Below are 19,656 nucleotides of genomic sequence, written 5' to 3' on the forward strand. Positions count from 1 at the left end.
GCGAAGGCCGTCCTCAGGGCCCGGCCTTCGCGCTGTGCCGTGCTGTGTGTGGGCGCCGTCCCCGTTCGGCCGCTCCCGGGATGCGGAACGGCGGGAGCCGGGTGACTGTGGGTGTGCGACGCGCTCCTTACGGTCAGGAGGCTGAATGCGTAGGTCGCTTTCCGCCCTGTTCGCCTTTCTCGCTGCCCCGCTGGTCACCGCCCTGGCCATGCTGGTGATCCTTCCTCCCCCGGCGACCGCCGACCGCACGGTGGTCGGCGGTCAGCCGGCCCATACCGCCCTGGCGCCCTGGGCGGTGGCCCTGGGGAGCCGGGAGCGCTTCGGTGAAGCGCGCTCGGGCCAGTTCTGCGGCGGGGTCGTGGTGGGCCCCACCACGGTGCTCACGGCGGCGCACTGCCTGAGCCGCGATGTGCTCGGCGTGGACTGGCGCGAGGTCCGGGACCTCCGCGTGATCATCGGCCGGGACGATCTGCGCGGCAGCGGAGGGGTGGAGATGGCGCCGCGCTGGGTCTGGATCAACCCGGGCTACGACCGGATCGGCAGGTCGGGGGATGTCGCGGTGCTCACCCTCCCCAGACGGCTGCCCCGGATCTACGGCATCGCCATGGCACCCGACGGGGACCGGGCCTATGAGCCGGGAGCGCGGGCGGCGGTGTACGGCTGGGGCGATACGCGGGGCAACGGCAGCTACGCCTCGACGCTGCGGGCCACCCGGGTGCGGGTGCTGCCGGACGAGGCGTGCGAGGAGGCCTACCCGGGAGACGTGGAGGGGGAGTACCGCGCGGATTCCATGATGTGCGCGGGGCTGCCGACCGGCGGTCGCGACGCCTGCCAGGGGGACAGCGGTGGGCCGCTGGTCGCCCGGGGGAAGCTGGTGGGGCTGGTGTCCTGGGGAGGCGGCTGCGCGGAGGCGGGCCGGCCCGGCGTCTATACGCGCATTTCGGAGGTGCTGTCGATGATGACCGCCTCGGGGTGATCGCCTAGGGCTGACGCCTCAGGGTGACCGCCCAGGGCTGACGCCTCAGGGTGACCGCCTAGGGCTGACGCCCCAGAGGGACCGCCTCCGGGCGATCGTCCTGGCGATCGCCGGAGAGACGAGGACGGGCGGAGACGAGGACGGGCGGCCTCCCGCACGGGAAGGCCGCCCGAGGTCCCGGCCCTGGGCCGGTGTCGCTCGTCGTCGTTCGGATGCGAGGCGTCAGCGTTCGTCGTCGGACGCGGACGCCGGGGCGGCGGTCAGCCGCTCGGTCTCGTCCTGTATCTCCACGGCGATCTTCTTGAGTTCCGGCTCGAACTTACGCCCGTGGTGGGCGCAGAAGAGCAGTTCACCACCGCTTGCCAGCACGACGCGCAGGTACGCCTGGGCGCCGCAGCGGTCGCAGCGGTCAGCGGCCGTCAGGGGGCTCGCGGGGGTCAGAACAGTAGTCACGTCGCCTCTTCTCTAGCTCGACGAGCTGTCGTACCAGGGTCAACATCCAACCAAGCCGAAAACGTTCCCGCTCGTGGCTTTTTCTCAAAAATTGCTTCTGAGTAGACCGGATGGTGACGGTTGGCGGCGAATGAGCCGTATTGCGTGGGTTTACGGTTTCACGTCGCTTGTCGGATTTGTCCTCCCGGCCGGGTTGCCGGTTGTTGGTGAGGACGTGCCCGGAGCCTAAATGGTTCATGCCTGAAAGGGAACGTGATGTTTGTGTCACCCCATCGAGGGATCGAACGTACGAGCGAAAGTCAAGGAGTCTGGACTAGCATGGACGTTCCCATGGGTGGCGGCACAAAGGCTCTATCAGGCCTCGGTACGCTCTGACGGGCGACCCTGCCACCAAGTCGGCCCGCAGCCGGGCCAATCAGAAATTCAGCGAGGAGCGAACCGCGTGACCGCCGACACGTCCGTGCCGTCCACTGCGCTGCTGACCGGAGCAGACCGGGGCGGCTCCAACTACACCGCGCGGCACCTGCTCGTCCTGGAGGGGCTCGAAGCGGTACGCAAGCGCCCCGGCATGTACATCGGCTCGACGGACAGCCGTGGCCTCATGCACTGCCTCTGGGAGATCATCGACAACTCGGTCGACGAGGCGCTCGGGGGCTACTGCGACCGCATCGAGGTGATCCTGCACGACGACGGCTCGGTGGAGGTCCGGGACAACGGCCGCGGCATCCCGGTCGACATCGAGCCCAAGACCGGCCTGTCGGGCGTCGAGCTCGTGATGACCAAGCTGCACGCCGGCGGCAAGTTCGGGGGCGGCTCGTACGCGGCCTCCGGCGGTCTGCACGGCGTCGGCGCCTCCGTGGTGAACGCGCTGTCCTCCCGGCTCGACGTGGAGGTGGACCGGGACGGCAAGACCCACTCGATCAGCTTCCGCCGCGGCGTCCCCGGCATCTTCACCGAATCGGGCCCCGAGGCGCCCTTCGACCCGTCCAGCGGCCTCCTCAAGGGCAAGCGGATCCCCAAGACCCGCACCGGCACCCGCACCCGCTACTGGGCGGACCGGCAGATTTTCCTCAAGGACGCCAAGCTCTCCCTGGAGACGCTGTACGCGCGTGCCCGCCAGACCGCCTTCCTGGTGCCGGGCCTGACGCTGATCGTCCGGGACGAGCGGACCGCCGAGGCCCGCGACGGCGCCGGCGGCCCGTCCGAAGAGGTTTTCCGCTTCGACGGCGGCATCAGCGAGTTCTGCGAGTACCTGGCGCAGGACAAGGCCGTCTGTGACGTGCTGCGGCTGTCCGGGCAGGGCACCTTCAAGGAGACCGTCCCGGTCCTGGACGAGCGCGGCCATATGACGCCGACCGAGATCACCCGGGAGCTCGGTGTCGACATCGCGCTGCGCTGGGGCACCGGCTACGACACCACCGTGAAGTCCTTCGTCAACATCATCGCCACCCCGAAGGGCGGCACCCATGTCGCCGGCTTCGAGCGCTCGGTGGCCAAGACGGTGAACGAGGTGCTGCGCGCCGCCAAGCTGCTGCGCGTCGCCGAGGACGACGTCGTCAAGGACGACGCGATGGAGGGCCTCACCGCGGTCGTCACCGTGCGGCTGGCGGAGCCGCAGTTCGAGGGGCAGACCAAGGAGGTGCTGGGCACCTCCGCCGCCTCCCGGATCGTCGCCAACGTGGTCGCCAAGGAGCTCAAGGCGTTCCTCACCTCCACCAAGCGGGACGCCAAGCAGCAGGCCCGCGCCGTCCTGGAGAAGATCGTCGCGGCCGCCCGCACCCGCATCGCGGCCCGCCAGCACAAGGAGGCGCAGCGCCGCAAGACGGCGCTGGAGTCCTCCTCGCTGCCCGCCAAGCTCGCCGACTGCCGCAGCGACGACGTGGACCGCAGCGAGCTGTTCATCGTCGAGGGAGACTCGGCGCTCGGCACGGCCAAGCTCGCCCGGAACTCCGAGTTCCAGGCGCTGCTGCCGATCCGCGGCAAGATCCTCAACGTTCAGAAGGCGTCGATCTCCGACATGCTGAAGAACGCCGAGTGCGGCTCGATCATCCAGGTCATAGGGGCGGGCTCGGGCCGGACCTTCGACATCGACCAGGCCCGCTACGGCAAGGTGATCTTCCTCGCCGACGCCGATGTCGACGGCGCGCACATCCGCATCCTGCTGCTCACGCTCTTCCAGCGCTACATGCGGCCGATGGTCGAGCAGGGACGGGTCTTCTCGGCCGTGCCGCCGCTCCACCGGGTCGAGCTGGTCAACCCCAAGCGGGGGCAGGACAAGTACGTGTACACCTACTCGGACAACGAACTCCAGGAGACGCTGCTGGACCTCCAGCGCCGGGGCGTCCGCTACAAGGACGGCATCCAGCGCTACAAGGGTCTGGGCGAGATGGACGCCGACCAGCTAGCGGAGACCACGATGGACCCGCGCCACCGCACGCTGCGGCGCATCAACATCAGCGACCTGGAGGCCGCCGAGCAGGTGTTCGACCTGCTGATGGGCAACGAGGTCGCGCCGCGCAAGGAGTTCATCACCAACTCGGCGGCGACCCTCGACCGGTCGCGCATCGACGCCTGACGCACTGCGCGCACCGCCCGACGTGCCTCTCCACCCGAGGGCGGCTCTCCACCCCCGGGTGGAGAGCCACGCTCCACCCGGCCCCGACTCAGGGACGATCCGCGAGGCACGGCCGTTCCGTAGCGTGTGAGCGGCAGCGCCGTGGGCGACCGGAGCCGGGCCCGACCCGTGCCCGGCCGACTCGCGCGGGATCCGGGGAGGGGAGGGGCGATGGAGCGATGGACGCGGTGGCCCTCGCGGCAGGCGCTCACGCGCCAGGGCGTGCCCCCGGTCCGGCTGCTGATCAACGCGGGCATGGGGATCTTCGGAGCGAGCCTGCTGCTCTGGGACGTGGCGCGTGACGACGCCTTCCCGGGGTGGGCGCGGATCGCCCTGCTCGCGGCCGTGGCCGGCTGCGCGGCCCTGGTGTACGCGTTCCGCCGCGTCACCGTCGACCACCGGCTCGGCCCCGCCCTGGCTCTGCTCGCCCTGCTGCTCGCGGCGGGGGCCGGCCTCCGGGCCGTGGGAGCCGACACCCCGGCGGCCGCGGCGTGGATCGTCGGAGTGATCGTCTCGATGGAGCGGCTGCCGCTGATGGTCGGCCTGCCCGCCGGAATCATGGCCTCCGGCTCGTACGCGCTGCTCGGCGACGACAGCCCGCCGGCCGGTCTGGCCATGGGCGCGGGCTTCCTGCTCGTCGGCTATACGCTGCGGCTCGACGAGGAGGCGCGCGGCACCGGCTACCGGCTGCTCGAGCAGGAGCGGGCGGCGCGCCGGGCCGAGGCGCGGAGCGCGGCGCTCGCCGAGCGGACCAGGATCGCCCGGGAGATCCACGACGTGCTGGCGCACAGCCTGTCCGCGCAGCTCGTCCACCTGGAAGCGGCCAGACTGCTGGTCGAGCGCGGGGAGGACCGGGCCATGGTGCTCGACCGGGTGGTGGCCGCCCGCAGGATGGCCCGCCACGGCCTGGCCGAGACCCGTCAGGCCCTGTACGCGCTGCGCGGCGAGACGGCGCCGGTCGAGGACTTCCTGCGGGAGGCGGCGGCGACCGAGGGGGCGCGGTTCGAGACGGAGGGCGAACGCCGGCGGCTGACCGCCGAGACGGGGCTCGCCGTCCGCAGGGTCGCGCAGGAGGCGCTGACCAACGTCCGCAAGCACGCGCCGGGCGCGCGGGTGACGGTGCGCTTCGCCTACCTGGCGGGCGAGGTGCTCCTCGAGATACGCAACGGCGCGGCGCGCGAGGCGCCCTCCGGCGGGCCGGCGGCGACCGGCGCCGGATACGGTCTGCGGGGGATGCGGGAGCGCGCGGAACTCCTCGGCGGCACGCTGGAGGCCGGACCCGCCGAGGACGGCTTCCTGGTGCGCCTGCGGGCCCCGGCGTGACGGCGTGGCGGCGTGGCGGCGTACGGGAGCGTCGGCGGATGGGCGCGTACGGCGGACGGGCGCGTGCGGCGGACGGGCGTGTCGGCGTACTGACGACTGGGGGACACGGGCGATGGACGAAGGACGCGGGCCCGCCGGCCCGAGGGCGGCGCGGGTGCTGGTCGTCGATGACCAGATCATGGTGCGCGAGGGCATCGTGCTGCTGCTGGGGCTGCTGCCCGGCATCGAGGTCGTCGGCGCGGCGGGGGACGGGGAGGAGGCGCTGCGGCTGGTCGCCGAGCTCGCCCCGGACGTGGTGCTGATGGACCTGCGGATGCCCCGCTGCGACGGCGTCGAGGCCACCCGGCGCATCCGCGCCGGACACCCCTCGACACAGGTCGTGGTGGTGACGACCTACGCCGACGACGACTGGCTCTTCCCGGCCCTGCGGGCGGGCGCCCGCGGCTATGTGACCAAGGACGCGGGCGCGGAGGAGATCGCCCGCGCCATCGAGGACGTGGTCTCGGGCCAGGCCGCGCTGTCGCCAGGCGTCCAGCGACGGCTCCTGGAGCGACTGGTCGAGGGCGCGGAGGGAGCGGAGGGCGCCGCGGGCGGCGAGCCCCCGAAGGGCGCGCCCGCGACGCGCGGCCCGCTGCCCGACGGGCTCACGCCCCGCGAGGCGGAGGTCCTCGCCCTGGTCGCCGAGGGCCTGGCCAACGCGGAGATCGCCCGCCGTCTGCGCATCGGTCAGGCGACCGTGAAGACGCACATCAACAACCTCTTCGCCAAGGCGGGGGTGCGCGACCGCGCCCAGGCCGTGCGCTACGCCTACCGGAGCGGGATCGCCCGGCCGTCCGGCCCCGACTCCGACCCCGGACCTGGTGTCAGCCCGAGCCCCGGGCCTGGTGTCAGCCCGGGCCCCGGGCCTGGTCTCAGCCCGAGCCACGGACCCGCGTCCGGTCCGGGTTCCGGGACCTTCGTCACCTGAGTCACCTGATGGGGTGAAGGTCCGGTATTGAGGGGGCCGGGAACTCCTACGCCGTCCATCCTTGGCACGCGGCCAATGCGGCAGTGAGCAAGGAGTGTTCGGGTGGACATGCAGCACAACGCGCGTGACGCCGGGGCGGTCGAGCTGGGCGACCCCTGGTACGACACGGTCGCCTCCGGCTGGGGCGAGGACGACACCGGCGGCGGCTCCCGGCGCGCCCGCCCGCCCGCCGCCGCGGACGTCTACACCGAGGTCCACGGCAGCGCCGCGTTCCAGGAAGTGCGCAGACGCTACCGCCGCTTCGTCTTCCCCGCGACCACCGTCTTCTTCCTGTGGTACCTCGCGTATGTCGTCGCGGCGACCACCGCGCCCGATCTGATGGGCCGTCCCGTGGTCGGCGCGCTGAATGTCGCGATGCTCGCCGGGCTCGCCCAGTTCGCCACCACCTTCCTGCTGACCTGGGCGTATGCCCGCCATGCGCGGCTGCACCGGGACCGGGTCGCGCTGGAGCTCCGATGGGTCACGCAGGAGATGATGCGGGGGCGCGGCCGATGACCGGCAATCAACAGAGCCTGGCGCTGCTGCTCTTCGGGGTGTTCGTCGCCGCCACCCTCGCCATCACCACCTGGGCGGGCCGCCGCAGGCACGGCTCCCCGGAGGAGTTCTACGCGGGCGGGCGGCTGTTCTCCCCCATGGAGAACGGCTTCGCCATCGCGGGTGACTACATGTCGGCCGCCTCCTTCCTCGGCATCTCCGGCCTCATCGCCCTCTTCGGCTACGACGGCGTGCTCTACTGCGTCGGCTTCTTCGTCGCCTGGCTCGTGGTCCTGCTGTTGGTCGCCGAGCTGGTCCGCAACTGCGGCCGCTTCACCCTCGCCGACGTGCTGGCCGCGCGGATGGGCAGGCCTCCGGTCCGGATCGCCGCGGGCGTCTCCTCCGTCACCGTGTGTGTGCTCTACCTCGTCGCCCAGATGGTCGGGGCGGGCAGTCTGATCGCCCTGCTGATCGGCGAGACGGGGCCGCGCGCCCGCGCCTGGACGGTCATCGGCGTGGGCACCCTGATGGTGATCTTCGTGGCGCTCGGCGGGATGCGCGCCACGACCTGGATCCAGATCGTCAAGGCGGTGCTGCTGATGGCCGGGGCGGCCACGCTCACCGCCCTGGTCCTGGTCCGCTTCCACGGCGATGTGGACGCGCTGCTCAGCGCGGCGGCGCGGCACAGCGGACACGGCCGGGACTTCCTCGCCCCGGGGCTGAAGTACGGAGGCGGCTGGACCGCGCGGCTGGACTTCATCAGCCTCGGGCTCGCCCTCGTGCTCGGCACCGCCGGGCTGCCGCACATCCTCTCCCGCTTCTACACGGTGCCCACCGCGCGGGCCGCCCGTCGCTCGGTCATCTGGTCCATCGGACTGATCGGCGGCTTCTACCTGATGACGATCGTGCTCGGCTTCGGCGCGGCCGCCGTGCTGGGCAGCGACGCCGTACGGACCTCCAACCCGGCCGGAAACACGGCCGTCCCGCTGCTCGCGCTGGACCTCGGCGGGGGCGCCGGGTCGACCGGGGGCACCGTGCTGTTCGCCACGGTCGCCGCCGTCGCGTTCGCCACCATCCTGGCCGTGGTCGCCGGGATCACCCTTGCCTCCTCCGCCTCGGTCGCCCATGACCTGTACGCCTCGCTGAGCCGCCGCGCGGAGCGCACGCCGCGCAGCGAGGTCGCGGTCGCGCGGATCGCGGCCGTCGGGATCGGGGCGGCCGCCATCGGGCTCGGCCTGCTCGCCCAGGACCTCAATGTGGCCTTCCTGGTCGGGCTGGCCTTCGCGGTCGCCGCCTCGGCAAACCTCCCGGTGCTGCTCTACTCGCTCTTCTGGCGGCGCTTCACCACGCGCGGCGCGGTGTGGTCCGTCTACGGAGGGCTGCTTCCGGCGGTCGTGCTGGTAGTGCTCTCGCCGGTGGTCTCCGGGGGCCCGGAGGCGATCTTCCCGGGCGTGGACTTCCATGTCTTCCCGCTGGAGAATCCGGGCCTCGTCTCCGTCCCGCTCGGGTTCCTCGCCGGCTGGCTCGGCACGGTCGTCTCACCGCGGGGCGCCGGGGCCCCCGGGCACGAGGCCAAGTACGCCGAGACGGAGGTACGGGCCCTCACGGGGGCCGGCGCGGCCTGAGCGGGGCCCGCGGCGCCCCCGGGGCCCGCGGGGCCCGTCCGTCCGCCGGGGCCGCCGCGCTCACCCTCCCCGGCGGCCCGCCTCACACCCAGACGTAGCGGTGTTCCGGGCGGCCCGTCTCGCCGTACTTCAGACTGAGCCGGACCCGGCCCGTGCGCTCCAGGAGCTTGAGATAGCGCTGCGCGGTCTGCCGGCTGAGCGATGACCGCTCGGCGACCTCCTGCGCCGACAGCGGGCCCTCGGCACCCCGCAGCACCTCCCGCACCAGGTCGGCCGTGAGCGCGGAGTGACCCTTGGGCAGCTCCGCCGGGCCGGCCGCGGCGCCGCCCAGGGCCCCGAAGATCCGGTCGACCTGGTCCTGACCGGCCTCGCCGCCGCCCTCCAGGGCGCGGCGCAGCGCCGCGTAGCCCTGCAGCTTGGCCCGCAGCCCCGCGAAGGTGAAGGGCTTGACCAGATACTGCAGCGCGCCGTGGCGCATCGCCGCCTGCACGGTCGCGATGTCGCGGGCGGCGGTGACCATGATGATGTCGGTGTGATGGCCGCGCTCGCGCAGCCGCCGCACCAGCGCGAGGCCCGTCTCGTCCGGCAGATAGTGGTCGAGCAGCACCAGGTCGACCTCGGCGCGGTCCAGGAAGGCCAGCGCCTCGGCGGCCGTGTGGCTCCGCCCCACGATTCGGAAGCCGGGCACCTTCTCCACGTACGCCGCGTTCACCCGGGCCACCCGCACATCGTCGTCCACGACCAGCACGCCGATCGAGCCGCCCGCGGCGTTCACCTCCGTCACCCCCGTCACCTCCGTCACCTGCGCATCCCTGTGTACCCACGTGTCCCCGTCACCTGTGCATCTCCGTCATCGCGGCTCTCCTGCCGCGCTCAGCGGGGCCCTGTCCGGCTGCACGGCCAGGGCCTCGGGCAGCACCACTGTGAACTCCGCGCCCCCGCCGTCCCGGTCGGCCACCCGCACCCTGCCGCCCTGCCGCTCGGCGAGGCGGCGCACCAGGGCCAGGCCGATACCGCGCTTGCGGTGCGCGGGCGGCTCCTTGGTCGACCAGCCCTCGGCGAAGACGACGTCGCGGCGGTCGGCGGGGATGCCCGGCCCGCTGTCGGAGACCCGCAGCACCACCGTGGTGCCGTCGGCGGACAGCTCCACCTCGATCAGCGGATCGGCCGACCCGGCCGCCGCGTCCAGCGCGTTGTCGATGAGGTTGCCCACGATCGTCACCAGGCCCGGCGGGTCCACCAGCCGGTCGGGCAGCAGCGTCCCCTCGGCGATGCGCAGCGACACACCGCGCTCCGCGGCGACCGTGGCCTTGCCGACCAGCAGGGCGGCGAGCAGCGGGTCGTGGACGCGCTCGGTGACCTGCTCGGCGGTGGCCCGGTGCACGCCGACCGCCTCGGTGACGAACTCCACGGCCTCCTCGTACAGCTCGAGCTCCAACAGCCCGAGGAGGGTGTGCAGGTGGTTGGCGTGCTCATGGTCCTGGGCGCGCAGCGCGTCGATCAGCCCCCGGGTGCCGTCCAGCTCGCGGCCCAGCCGCTCCAGCTCGGTGCGGTCGCGCAGGGTGGCCACGGCCCCGCCGTCGTCCGTCGGCATCCGGTTGGCGACCAGCACCCGGCCGCCGCTGACGGTCAGCAGATCCGATCCGGTGACCCGGCCGGCGAGCACATCGGTCGTGCGGCCCGGCGGCAGCACCTCGTCCAGCGGCCGCCCGGTGGCCTCGGCGTGCAGGTCGAGGAGGCGCTGGGCCTCGTCGTTGATCAGCCGGACACGGCCGCGCGCGTCGAGGGCGACCACCCCCTCGCGGATGCCGTGCAGCATGGCCTCCCGCTCGGCGAGCAGCGCGGAGATGTCGGAGAACGCCAGGTCGTGGGTGCGGCGCCGGAGCCTGCGCGCCACCACGAACGCCGCCAGCGCGCCCACCGCGAGCGCGCCCCCCGCGTACGCCAGCAGCCCCGGCACCGCGCCCAGGAGCCGGTCGCGCACGCTCTGGTACGAGATGCCGACCGACACGGCGCCGACGATGCGGCCGTCCTTGTCGCGCAGCGGGACCTTGCCGCGGGCGGATCTGCCGAGCGTTCCGTTGTCGATCTCCATGACCTCCCGGCCGGCGAGGGCGTCGCTGGGGTCGGTGGAGACGTGCCGGCCGATCTCCTCGGAGGAGGTGTGGGACCAGCGCACCCCCCGGGTGTCCATGATCACGACGTACTCGGCGCCGGTCGCCCGGCGGATCCGCTCCGCCTGGGCCTGGACCGGGCCGTCGGGGGTGGGGCGGGTGTGCTCGAGTGCCTCGCTCAGGTTCGGGGCGGAGGCCGTGGTCTGGGCGATGGCGAGGGCGCGGCGCATCGCCTGGTCGTCCAGCTGGGAGCCGAGCCGGGCGAGGAAGAGCCCGGTCGCCAGCACGATGACGCCCGTGGCGATGGTCAGCTGCATCAGCAGCACCTGGGAGAAGACACGTCGGGGCCAGCCGATGCGCCACCTCGGGGCCTCGGCGCGCGGCCCCCGGGGTATCGCGGCGCTCATGAAGGGAGGGTAACCAAGCGGGGGTGCGGGGCACGGGGCCAGGCCCCGGCGGCAGGCTCCCGGCCGGGCGGCCCCGGGGCCAGGGCGCGCCGGCTGCGGGGCTGTATGGGTGGCCAGGGTGGCCAGGGTTGCTGGGTTGCCCGGGCTGTATGGGTGGCCAGGGGCGGCCGGGCCGTTTGGCTGCTGGAGCCGCTGGCGCCTGTTTGGGCTGCTGGGTTGCCCGGGCTGTTGGGCGCCCCGGCGGGTGGCTCAGCCGGGCGCCCCGGCGGCGACGGTCGGGGCCGCCCGCTCGGTGCGTACCGCCCGCACGCCGACGACCTCCAGCCGGGCCGGGGAACCCAGCGCCGCCCCGCAGCTCTCCGGGCGCGGCGGCGCGGCGGCGACCTGCATGACGTCGACCAGCCAGCGCCGTCCGTCGGCATGCCCGACGGTCACGGTCCAGGCGGGGGCGGCGCCCTCGGCCCGCAGTACGGTGAGCGCGTCGGGGCCCGCCTCGCTGGTCAGCTCGCGAACCGCCAGCTCGGCGGCCTGGCCGGGGCGGTCCCAGGTGGACCGGCCGCGGCAGCCCTCGGTGACGACGCGGCCGGCACGCAGCCCGTCCAGGACGTCCCGTACGGACCGCGCGGTCGCCCTCCCGTAGGTGTACCCGTACGGCAGCACCACCAGCGTCGGCGCGAAGCGGTGGCCGCCGAGATGGGTGACCTCCCAGGTGCCGCGCGCGCCCGAGGCGGTGAGTTCGCCGGCCAGCGGCCGCCCGAGGAGGGCGCAGCAGCGGTCACGCTTGCCGTTGGTGCACACCAGGACCAGGGGGTCGCCCGTGTACTCCTCCCACCCGCGCTGTCCCGCCCCGCCGGGGCCGGTGGCCACGGGGCGCAGGCCGCGCGGGTCACCCGCGCCGAGCGCGGCGAAGTCGAGAGCGAGCAGCCGCTCGGGCTCGGTGAGGGTGGTGGTGCGGACCCAGGAGTCGCCCGGGCGGGTGTGCGCGACGAAGACGCGTTGCCGCGCGGGGGTGTGGCAGTCGGCGTGCCGTCCGGGGCGCCGGATCAGCGCGACCCGGACGCCGGTCCCCTTGGCGGCGCGCTCCAGCGCGCGGCCGACGGCCGGGGCCAGATGGCTGGCGGTCAGCGCCTCGGCGCCCCAGGGGCCGGGCTGCTCGAGCAGAAGCCAGGTGGTGGCGGTGGCCGCCGTCCCTGCGAGCGGCTCGGACAGTTCGCGGGAAGCGGTCGTGCACGAGATCACGAAGGTAAGCCTAACCTCTCCTGTGATCTCTGGCTTCCGCTGGCGCGCATCGGAAGGCGAGAGGCCGCCCCGTGCCCCGTACGGGCGGGCCGTGAGGCCCACCCGGGGATGCTCAGCGCCGACCGGAGCGTCGCGGGGCCGGGGGCCCGCTCGGATCAGCGCGGCGGCCTGCGTACGACGCCTCAGGCCTTCCCCTGCCCCGGGCCGGTGCGCGGTGAGTGCCCCGGCCCCTGCTGGCCAGTGGCCGGGCCGGGGGGGTGGGTGATCGGGCCCCGGGGGGCGCCCCGGGGGCGCCGTGCGGGGCGGCACGTGCCCCCTGGGGCGATCTCGCCGTGGGCGCGATGCCCAGCGCATGACGCCTCCGGGCGCCCCGCCCGGATCGGCGCCTGGCGCCTACCCCTGCCCCGCCCGACCAGCGGCCGGGGCAGGGGAGCGGCGCCCGGGTTCCGGGGTGTGCCGTAGCGCGGTCACGGCGCGTCGCCTTCCTGCACCGTCACTTCGAGCCGGGGAGCCGAGCCGACGCCCCCCGACAGCCGGAGCGCCGGGCCGCCGTACGGCGGCCCGGCCGCTGGGCGCCGCTCCCGCCGCCCGTGGCGGGAGCGGGGCCGGTTACACCGGGCCGGCCACCACCGCGATCTTCTTGGTGAGCGGGACCCCCGAGCCGTCGCGGCGCGGGTCGGGTTCGGGGAGGGAGGCCGGGGTGCCGGTTGCCGTGGCCGCGAGGGCCGGGGTGGCGCCTGCCCAGGCCAGGACCAGGCAGTCCTCGCCCTTCAGGAACCGCTGGCAGCGCACTCCGCCGGTCGCCCGGCCCTTGCGCGGGTACTGGTCGAACGGCGTGAGCTTGGCCGACTGCTGCACCGAGTCGTCGAGCGTGCCGCGCGCGCCGGCGATCGTGAACACCGCTGCCTCCACCGCCGGGTCAACGGCGGTGAACGAGATCACCTTGGCGCCCGAGCCCAGCTTGATGCCCGCCATGCCGCCCGCGGGGCGGCCCTGGGGGCGGACCTGGCTCGCCGGGTAGCGCAGCAGCTGCGCGTCGTCGGTGATGAAGACCAGGTCCTCCTCGCCGGTGCGCAGCTCCACCGCGCCGACGATCCGGTCGCCCTCCTTGAGGCCGATGACCTCCAACTCGTCCTTGTTGGCGGGATAGTCGGGCACCACGCGCTTGACGACGCCCTGCTCCGTGCCGATCGCGAGCCCCGGCGAGGACTCGTCGAGGGTGGTGAGGCACATCAGCTCCTCACCCTCCTGAAGGGACAGGAACTCCGCGATCGGGGCGCCGCCCGCCAGGTTCGGGGCGCCGGCCGTCTCGGGGAGTATCGGCAGGTCGACCACGGCCAGCCGCAGCAGCCGCCCGGTGGAGGTCACCGCGCCCACGTCCCCGCGGGCCGTGGCCGGGACGGCCGAGACGATGACGTCGTGCTTGGCGCGCTTGGTCCGGCCCTCGCCCGGGGACGGCTCGCCGTTGGCCGTGCGGGCCAGCAGGCCGGTGGAGGACAGCAGCACCCGGCAGGGGTCGTCGGCGACCTCCAGCGGGACCGCGGTCACCGGGGCGTCCGCCGACTCCTGGAGCACCGTGCGCCGCGGTGTGCCGAACTTCTTGGCCACCTGGGCCAGTTCCGCCGACACCAGCTTGCGCAGCTCGGCGTCCGACTCCAGGATCCGGGTCAGCTCCTCGATCTCCGCCTTGAGGCGGTCGCGCTCCGACTCCAGCTCGATCCGGTCGAACTTGGTCAGCCGGCGCAGCGGGGTGTCCAGGATGTACTGCGTCTGGACCTCGGAGAGCCCGAAGCGGGCGATCAGGGATTCCTTCGCCCGCGCCGCGTTCTCACTGGAGCGGATGATGCGGATGACCTCGTCGATGTCGAGCAGGGCGACGAGCAGGCCCTCGACCAGGTGCAGCCGGTCCCGCCGCTTGCCGCGCCGGAACTCGCTGCGCCGCCGCACCACGTCGAAGCGGTGGTCGAGATAGACCTCCAGCAGCTCCTTGAGGCCCAGCGTCAGCGGCTGGCCGTCCACCAGCGCGACATTGTTGATGCCGAAGGACTCCTCCATCGGCGTCAGCTTGTAGAGCTGCTCGAGCACGGCCTCCGGGTTGAAGCCGTTCTTGACCTCGATCACCAGGCGCAGGCCGTGCTCGCGGTCGGTGAGGTCCTTGACGTCCGCGATGCCCTGCAGCTTCTTCGCGCCGACCAGGTCCTTGATCTTCGAGATGACCTTCTCGGGGCCGACCGTGAAGGGCAGTTCGGTGACGACCAGGCCCTTGCGGCGGGCCGTCACGTCCTCCACCGAGACCGTGGCGCGGATCTTGAAGGTGCCGCGCCCCCTCTCGTACGCGTCCCGGACGCCGCCCAGGCCCACGATCCGGCCGCCGGTCGGCAGGTCGGGTCCCGGCACGAACCGCATCAGGGTGTCCAGGTCCGCGCCCGGGTGCTTGATCAGATGGCGGGCGGCGGCGATCACTTCGCCCAGGTTGTGCGGGGGCATGTTCGTCGCCATGCCGACCGCGATCCCGGACGAGCCGTTGACCAGCAGGTTCGGATAGGCGGCGGGCAGGGCCACCGGCTCCTGCTCGCTGCCGTCGTAGTTCGGGCCGAAGTCGACGGTGTCCTCGTCGATCGACTCGGTCATCAGCGAGGTCGCCGAGGCCATCCGGCACTCGGTGTACCGCATCGCCGCGGGCGGGTCGTCATTGCCCAGGGAGCCGAAGTTCCCGTGGCCGTCGACCAGCGGCACCCGCATCGAGAAGGGCTGCGCCATGCGCACCAGCGCGTCGTAGATCGACGCGTCGCCATGGGGGTGCAGCTTGCCCATGACCTCGCCGACGACGCGGGCGCACTTGACGAAGCCGCGCTCGGGCCGCAGGCCCATCTCGTTCATCTGGTAGAGGATCCGCCGGTGCACCGGCTTGAGTCCGTCACGGGCGTCGGGCAGCGCGCGCGAGTAGATGACCGAGTACGCGTACTCGAGGAAGGAGCCCTGCATCTCGTCGACGACGTCGATGTCGAGGATGCGCTCCTCGAAATCGTCCGGCGGAGGGGTCTTTGTGCTGCGGCGGGCCATCGCGCTTGCGGCTCCTTCAACTGCCGAGGCGGGATCTGACGCCGACCATTGTGGACCGGGCCACCGACAAGTGTGGAACGGGCCACTGACAACACCCCTCCGCGAGATTCCCCCGGCGGGAACTTCGCCAGATGTCCGTGCGCTTGCATACAGTGACAGGACCGCACTTCAAGCGGCTCGCACGCGCTTCATCACGCGATCGAAGGGACGTACATGCCCATGGGTCACACGGCCACGGAACAAGCCGGCTCCGGCGGCCTGACAGCGACCGAGCACCGGCTGGCCAACGGCCTGCGGGTGGTGCTCTCCGAGGACCACCTGACCCCGGTCGCGGCGGTCTGCCTCTGGTACGACGTCGGCTCGCGCCACGAAGTCAAGGGACGCACCGGTCTGGCTCACCTTTTCGAGCACTTGATGTTCCAGGGCTCGTCGCAGGTGAAGGGCAACGGCCACTTCGAGCTGGTGCAGGGCGCCGGCGGCTCGCTCAACGGGACCACCAGCTTCGAGCGGACCAACTACTTCGAGACGATGCCCGCCCACCAGGTGGAGCTGGCGCTGTGGCTCGAGGCGGACCGCATGGGGTCGCTGCTGACCGCGCTGGACGAGGAGAGCCTGGAGAACCAGCGGGACGTCGTCAAGAACGAGCGCCGCCAGCGCTACGACAACGTGCCGTACGGCACCGCCTTCGAGCGCCTGGTCGCCATGGCCTACCCCGAGGGCCACCCGTACCACCACACCCCGATCGGCTCCATGGCCGACCTGGACGCGGCCTCCCTGGAGGACGCGCGCGAGTTCTTCCGCACCTACTACGCGCCGAACAACGCGGTGCTGGCGGTCGTGGGCGACATCGACCCCGAGCAGACCCTGGCCTGGATCGAGAAGTACTTCGGCACCATCCCCTCCCACGACGGCAAGCGCCCGCCGCGCGACGGCACCCTGCCGGACGTGATCGGCGGGCAGCTCCGCGAGGTCGTGGAGGAGGAGGTCCCGGCCCGCGCCCTGATGGCCGCCTACCGGCTGCCGCACGACGGCACCCGCGAGGCCGACGCCGCCGACCTGGCGCTGACCGTCCTGGGCGGCGGCGAGTCCTCCCGGCTGCACAACCGCCTGGTGCGCCGCGACCGTACGGCGGTGGCCGCGGGCTTCGGCCTGCTGCGGCTGGCGGGCGCCCCCTCGCTCGGCTGGCTGGACGTGAAGACCTCCGCCGGCGTCGAGGTGCCCGATATCGAGGCCGCCGTCGACGAGGAGCTGGCCCGGTTCGCCGAGGAGGGGCCGACCCCCGAGGAGATGGAGCGCGCCCAGGCCCAGCTGGAGCGCGAGTGGCTGGACCGGCTGGCCACGGTCGGCGGCCGCGCCGACGAGCTGTGCCGTTACGCGGTGCTGTTCGGCGACCCGCAGCTGGCGCTGACCGCCGTGGAGCGGGTCCTCCAGGTGACGGCCGAGGAGGTGCGGGCCGTGGCCCAGGCCAGGCTGCGCCCCGACAACCGCGCGGTGCTGGTCTACGAACCGGTCCAGGGCGCCCAGCAGGCCGACGACACCGCCGAGGACAACGACGCAGAAGGGGAGTCGGCCCAGTGAGCGACGCCGTCACCACCACCATGACCTTCCACCCGCAGCCGTCGGCGGGCGCCGCCAAGCTGTGGGCGTTCCCCGCCCCCGAGCGCGCCGAGCTGTCCAACGGGCTGACCGTGCTGCGCTGCCACCGCCCCGGCCAGCAGGTCGTCGCCGTGGAGATCAACCTGGCCGCCCCGCTGGAGGCCGAGCCGGCCGGGCTCGACGGCATCGCCACGATCATGGCCCGCGCCCTGTCCGAGGGCACCGACAAGCACACCGCCGAGGAGTTCGCCGCCGAGCTGGAGCGCTGCGGCGCCACCCTGGACGCCCACGCGGACCACCCCGGCGTCCGGGTGTCGCTGGAGGTCCCCGTCTCCCGGCTGCCCAAGGCGCTCGGCCTGCTCGCCGACGCGCTGCGCGCGCCCGCCTTCCCCGAGGGCGAGGTCGAGCGGCTGGTGCGCAACCGGCTGGACGAGATCCCGCACGAGCTGGCCAACCCGGCCCGGCGCGCCTCGATGGCGCTGTCCAAGGAGCTCTTCCCGGCCGAGGCCCGGATGTCCCGGCCGCGCCAGGGCACCCAGGAGACCGTCGAGGGCATCGACGCCGCGGCCGTGCGGGCCTTCTACGAGACGCACGTCCGCCCCTCCACCACGACCGCCGTGGTGGTCGGCGACCTGACCGGCGTCGACCTCGACAAGGCGCTGGCCGAGACCCTCGGCACCTGGACCGGGGGCGCCGCCGAGCCGCGCCCGATGGCGCCGATCACCGCCGACGACACCGGCCGGGTGGTCATCGTGGACCGGCCGGGCGCGGTGCAGACGCAGCTGCTCATCGGGCGGATCGGCGCCGACCGGCACGACCGGGTCTGGCCCGCCCAGGTGCTGGGCACCTACTGCCTGGGCGGCACCCTCACCTCCCGGCTCGACCGGGTGCTGCGCGAGGAGAAGGGCTACACCTACGGCGTGCGGGCCTTCGGCCAGGTGCTGCGCTCGGCGGCCCCCGACGCCTCCGGAGGAGCCACGGGCGCGGCGATGCTGGCCATCAGCGGCTCGGTGGCCACCGAGGTCACCGGCCCGGCCCTGGAGGACCTCTGGAAGGTGCTGGGCACGCTGAAGGAGGAGGGCCTCACGGACGCCGAGCGCGACGTCGCCGTGCAGAACCTCGTCGGGGTGGCCCCGCTGAAGTACGAGACGGCGGCCGCCGTCGCGGGCACCCTCGCCGACCAGGTCGAGCAGCACCTGCCGGACGACTTCCAGGCGCAGCTGTACACCCGTCTCGCGGAGACCGGCACGGTGGAGGCGACCGCCGCGGTGGTGAGCGCCTTCCCGCCCGACCGGCTGGTCACGGTGCTCGTCGGCGACGCCTCGAAGATCGAGGAGCCGGTCAAGGCGCTGGGCATCGGCGAGGTGCGCGTCATCCAGGGCTGATCCGTCGGGAGGGCCGCGCGGGCGGGCCGAACAGACCGTGAGAAATAGGACCCTGGCGCCGTTTCAGGCGCCGGGGTCCTCCTGTTTGCCCGCTTTATAGCAGAGGCCGCCCGTCTGGTCGGGCGTGTCTGTGGGGAAACCAACAAAAGAGCGGAACCGTTTGGCGATCGAAAGTTGGCCCGTTTAGCGTCAGTGCGGTTGTCCGCCCGAGCCACGCCGCACCCGCGGCACGGGCAACCATCGCCGAGTCCCCGTACGGCGCGAGCCAGGGGAGCCGGGGAACCAGCCTCGCCCGGCGCCGTCCGCGGCGTCCGAGGGGCGATTCCCAGGGGTGAATCGGGTGACCTCCCCGCGAGGGACGAGGGGCCCGTAGGAGACCTTCCTGCTCCGAACCCGACAGCTAACCCGGTAGGCGAGAAGGAAGGAAAGGAGTACGCCACACGATGGCGTTCACCCGTGCCACCGGGAAGCACCGCCGACCCAGTCGCGCCCCCCGCGCCGTCCGCTCCGGCGCGAACCTCGCGGGCATAGCCACCCTCGCCGCCACCGGCGTGGTGGCCGGTCTCGCCGCCCCGGCCCTCGCCGCGACGGACGACGGGCTCACCGTCGAGGACACCGGGCTGCGCCAGGCCGTCGCCATCGGCGGTGAACTCGCCGACCAGGTCGCGGCCCAGGCGCAGACCCAGCAGAGCGCCGCCGACGAGGCCGCCGCCAAGGCGGCCGCGCAGGCCCAGGCCCGCAAGGAGGCCGCGAGACAGGCGGCCGAGGCCAAGCGGAAGGCCGAGGCGGCCGCGAAGAAGGCCAAGCAGGAGCGCGAGGCCAAGGAGCGGGCCGCGCGCGAGGCCGAGCGCAAGCGGCTGAACACGTTCGTGCTGCCGATCACCGGCTCGTACGTCTCCACCAGCTACCAGTCCTCCAGCGGCCTGTGGTCCTCCGGCAGCCACACCGGGGTGGACTTCCACGCCTCGACCGGGACCCCGGTGCACTCCGTGGGCTCCGGCACCGTCGTCGAGGCCGGCTGGGGCGGCGCGTACGGCAACAACGTCGTGATCAAGATGAACGACGGCACCTACACCCAGTACGGCCACCTGTCGTCCATCGGCGTCTCCGTGGGCCAGACCGTCACCCCCGGCCAGCAGATCGGGCTGTCCGGCGACACGGGCAATGTGACCGGGCCGCATCTGCACTTCGAGGCCCGCACCAGCCCCGACTACGGCTCGGACATCGACCCCGTCGCCTACCTGCGCTCGCACGGCGTCAACATCTGACAGGCGCGCCATCCGGCAGGCGCAGGCCCGCCGACGCAACGAAGGCCCCCGGTCAGCTTGGGTTCTAGTGGTTGTTGCAACACAACACCCCA

Annotated in this window: 14 protein-coding genes and 1 riboswitch; of the genes, 9 read left to right on the forward strand and 5 right to left on the reverse strand. The window is 73.2% G+C overall.

Annotated elements, in window-relative coordinates; all coding sequences use genetic code 11:
- Nucleotides 1-145 precede the first annotated feature (145 nt).
- Nucleotides 146-976 (forward strand): S1 family peptidase, encoded by an 831-nt coding sequence (locus BBH68_RS22975; RefSeq protein WP_065965368.1) that lies wholly within the window; start codon nt 146-148, stop codon nt 974-976.
- 222 nt (nt 977-1,198) lie between these two features.
- Here the strand turns inward: BBH68_RS22975 and BBH68_RS22980 are convergent, their stop codons facing one another.
- The gene (locus tag BBH68_RS22980) at nt 1,199-1,429 is read right to left on the reverse strand and encodes a DUF7455 domain-containing protein (protein ID WP_065965369.1); all 231 of its coding nucleotides are present in this window, start codon (nt 1,427-1,429) and stop codon (nt 1,199-1,201) included.
- A gap of 442 nt (nt 1,430-1,871) precedes the next feature.
- Between BBH68_RS22980 and BBH68_RS22985 the strand changes: the two genes are divergently transcribed.
- From BBH68_RS22985 to BBH68_RS23005, 5 genes are all read left to right on the forward strand, one after another.
- Nucleotides 1,872-4,004 (forward strand): DNA gyrase/topoisomerase IV subunit B, encoded by a 2,133-nt coding sequence (locus BBH68_RS22985; RefSeq protein ID WP_065965370.1) that lies wholly within the window; start codon nt 1,872-1,874, stop codon nt 4,002-4,004.
- Nucleotides 4,005-4,214: 210 nt separating this feature from the next.
- Nucleotides 4,215-5,366 (forward strand): sensor histidine kinase, encoded by a 1,152-nt coding sequence (locus BBH68_RS22990; RefSeq protein ID WP_065965371.1) that lies wholly within the window; start codon nt 4,215-4,217, stop codon nt 5,364-5,366.
- A gap of 112 nt (nt 5,367-5,478) precedes the next feature.
- A complete protein-coding gene (locus BBH68_RS22995; RefSeq protein ID WP_079151148.1) occupies nt 5,479-6,333 on the forward strand; it encodes a response regulator transcription factor in 855 nt (284 codons plus the stop codon).
- A 108-nt stretch (nt 6,334-6,441) separates the two neighbouring features.
- Complete coding sequence (locus BBH68_RS23000) at nt 6,442-6,888, forward strand: DUF485 domain-containing protein (protein ID WP_065965379.1); 447 nt, start codon at nt 6,442-6,444, stop codon at nt 6,886-6,888.
- Complete coding sequence (locus BBH68_RS23005) at nt 6,885-8,492, forward strand: solute symporter family protein (protein WP_065965372.1); 1,608 nt, start codon at nt 6,885-6,887, stop codon at nt 8,490-8,492. Before BBH68_RS23000 ends, BBH68_RS23005 begins: the two co-directional genes overlap by 4 nt.
- 82 nt (nt 8,493-8,574) lie before the next feature.
- On the opposite strand, the gene BBH68_RS23010 is transcribed toward BBH68_RS23005, so the two are convergent.
- From BBH68_RS23010 to BBH68_RS23025, 4 genes are all read right to left on the reverse strand, one after another.
- On the reverse strand, nt 8,575-9,294 hold the full coding sequence (locus BBH68_RS23010; RefSeq protein ID WP_245738240.1) for a response regulator: 720 nt from the start codon (nt 9,292-9,294) through the stop codon (nt 8,575-8,577).
- Nucleotides 9,295-9,342: 48 nt separating this feature from the next.
- Complete coding sequence (locus tag BBH68_RS23015) at nt 9,343-11,013, reverse strand: ATP-binding protein (protein WP_065965373.1); 1,671 nt, start codon at nt 11,011-11,013, stop codon at nt 9,343-9,345.
- Between the two features lie 249 nt (nt 11,014-11,262).
- Nucleotides 11,263-12,252, reverse strand: coding sequence for a ferredoxin family protein (locus tag BBH68_RS23020; RefSeq protein WP_065965374.1), 990 nt, complete (start codon nt 12,250-12,252; stop codon nt 11,263-11,265).
- A gap of 609 nt (nt 12,253-12,861) precedes the next feature.
- Nucleotides 12,862-15,315, reverse strand: coding sequence for a DNA gyrase/topoisomerase IV subunit A (locus BBH68_RS23025; protein ID WP_065965375.1), 2,454 nt, complete (start codon nt 15,313-15,315; stop codon nt 12,862-12,864).
- Nucleotides 15,316-15,528: 213 nt separating this feature from the next.
- On the opposite strand from BBH68_RS23025, the gene BBH68_RS23030 reads away from it, so the two are divergent.
- From BBH68_RS23030 to BBH68_RS23040, 3 genes are all read left to right on the forward strand, one after another.
- Nucleotides 15,529-16,893: a M16 family metallopeptidase gene (locus BBH68_RS23030; protein ID WP_076970695.1), complete on the forward strand. Its 1,365-nt coding sequence runs from the start codon at nt 15,529-15,531 to the stop codon at nt 16,891-16,893.
- Between the two features lie 20 nt (nt 16,894-16,913).
- Nucleotides 16,914-18,296 carry a M16 family metallopeptidase gene (locus tag BBH68_RS23035; RefSeq protein WP_076970696.1) on the forward strand — a complete coding sequence of 461 codons (1,383 nt, stop codon included), beginning with the start codon at nt 16,914-16,916 and terminating at the stop codon, nt 18,294-18,296.
- Nucleotides 18,297-18,527: 231 nt separating this feature from the next.
- Nucleotides 18,528-18,725: riboswitch (cyclic di-AMP (ydaO/yuaA leader) on the forward strand.
- Nucleotides 18,726-18,739: 14 nt separating this feature from the next.
- On the forward strand, nt 18,740-19,564 hold the full coding sequence (locus BBH68_RS23040; protein ID WP_065965378.1) for a M23 family metallopeptidase: 825 nt from the start codon (nt 18,740-18,742) through the stop codon (nt 19,562-19,564).
- Nucleotides 19,565-19,656: the final 92 nt, after the last annotated feature.

Source organism: Streptomyces sparsogenes (genome assembly GCF_001704635.1).
GTDB lineage: Bacteria > Actinomycetota > Actinomycetes > Streptomycetales > Streptomycetaceae > Streptomyces > Streptomyces sparsogenes.

Bases quoted from the DNA above. Each gene is read 5' to 3' on its own strand.
- BBH68_RS22975 (WP_065965368.1), top strand. From the start codon at position 146: ATGCGTAGGTCGCTTTCCGCCCTGTTCGCCTTTCTCGCTGCCCCGCTG.
- BBH68_RS22990 (WP_065965371.1), top strand. From the start codon at position 4,215: ATGGAGCGATGGACGCGGTGGCCCTCGCGGCAGGCGCTCACGCGCCAG.
- BBH68_RS22995 (WP_079151148.1), top strand. From the start codon at position 5,479: ATGGACGAAGGACGCGGGCCCGCCGGCCCGAGGGCGGCGCGGGTGCTG.
- BBH68_RS23000 (WP_065965379.1), top strand. From the start codon at position 6,442: ATGCAGCACAACGCGCGTGACGCCGGGGCGGTCGAGCTGGGCGACCCC.
- BBH68_RS23005 (WP_065965372.1), top strand. From the start codon at position 6,885: ATGACCGGCAATCAACAGAGCCTGGCGCTGCTGCTCTTCGGGGTGTTC.
- BBH68_RS23015 (WP_065965373.1), bottom strand. From the start codon at position 11,013: ATGAGCGCCGCGATACCCCGGGGGCCGCGCGCCGAGGCCCCGAGGTGG.
- BBH68_RS23025 (WP_065965375.1), bottom strand. From the start codon at position 15,315: ATGGCCCGCCGCAGCACAAAGACCCCTCCGCCGGACGATTTCGAGGAG.
- BBH68_RS23030 (WP_076970695.1), top strand. From the start codon at position 15,529: ATGCCCATGGGTCACACGGCCACGGAACAAGCCGGCTCCGGCGGCCTG.
- BBH68_RS23035 (WP_076970696.1), top strand. From the start codon at position 16,914: ATGACCTTCCACCCGCAGCCGTCGGCGGGCGCCGCCAAGCTGTGGGCG.
- BBH68_RS23040 (WP_065965378.1), top strand. From the start codon at position 18,740: ATGGCGTTCACCCGTGCCACCGGGAAGCACCGCCGACCCAGTCGCGCC.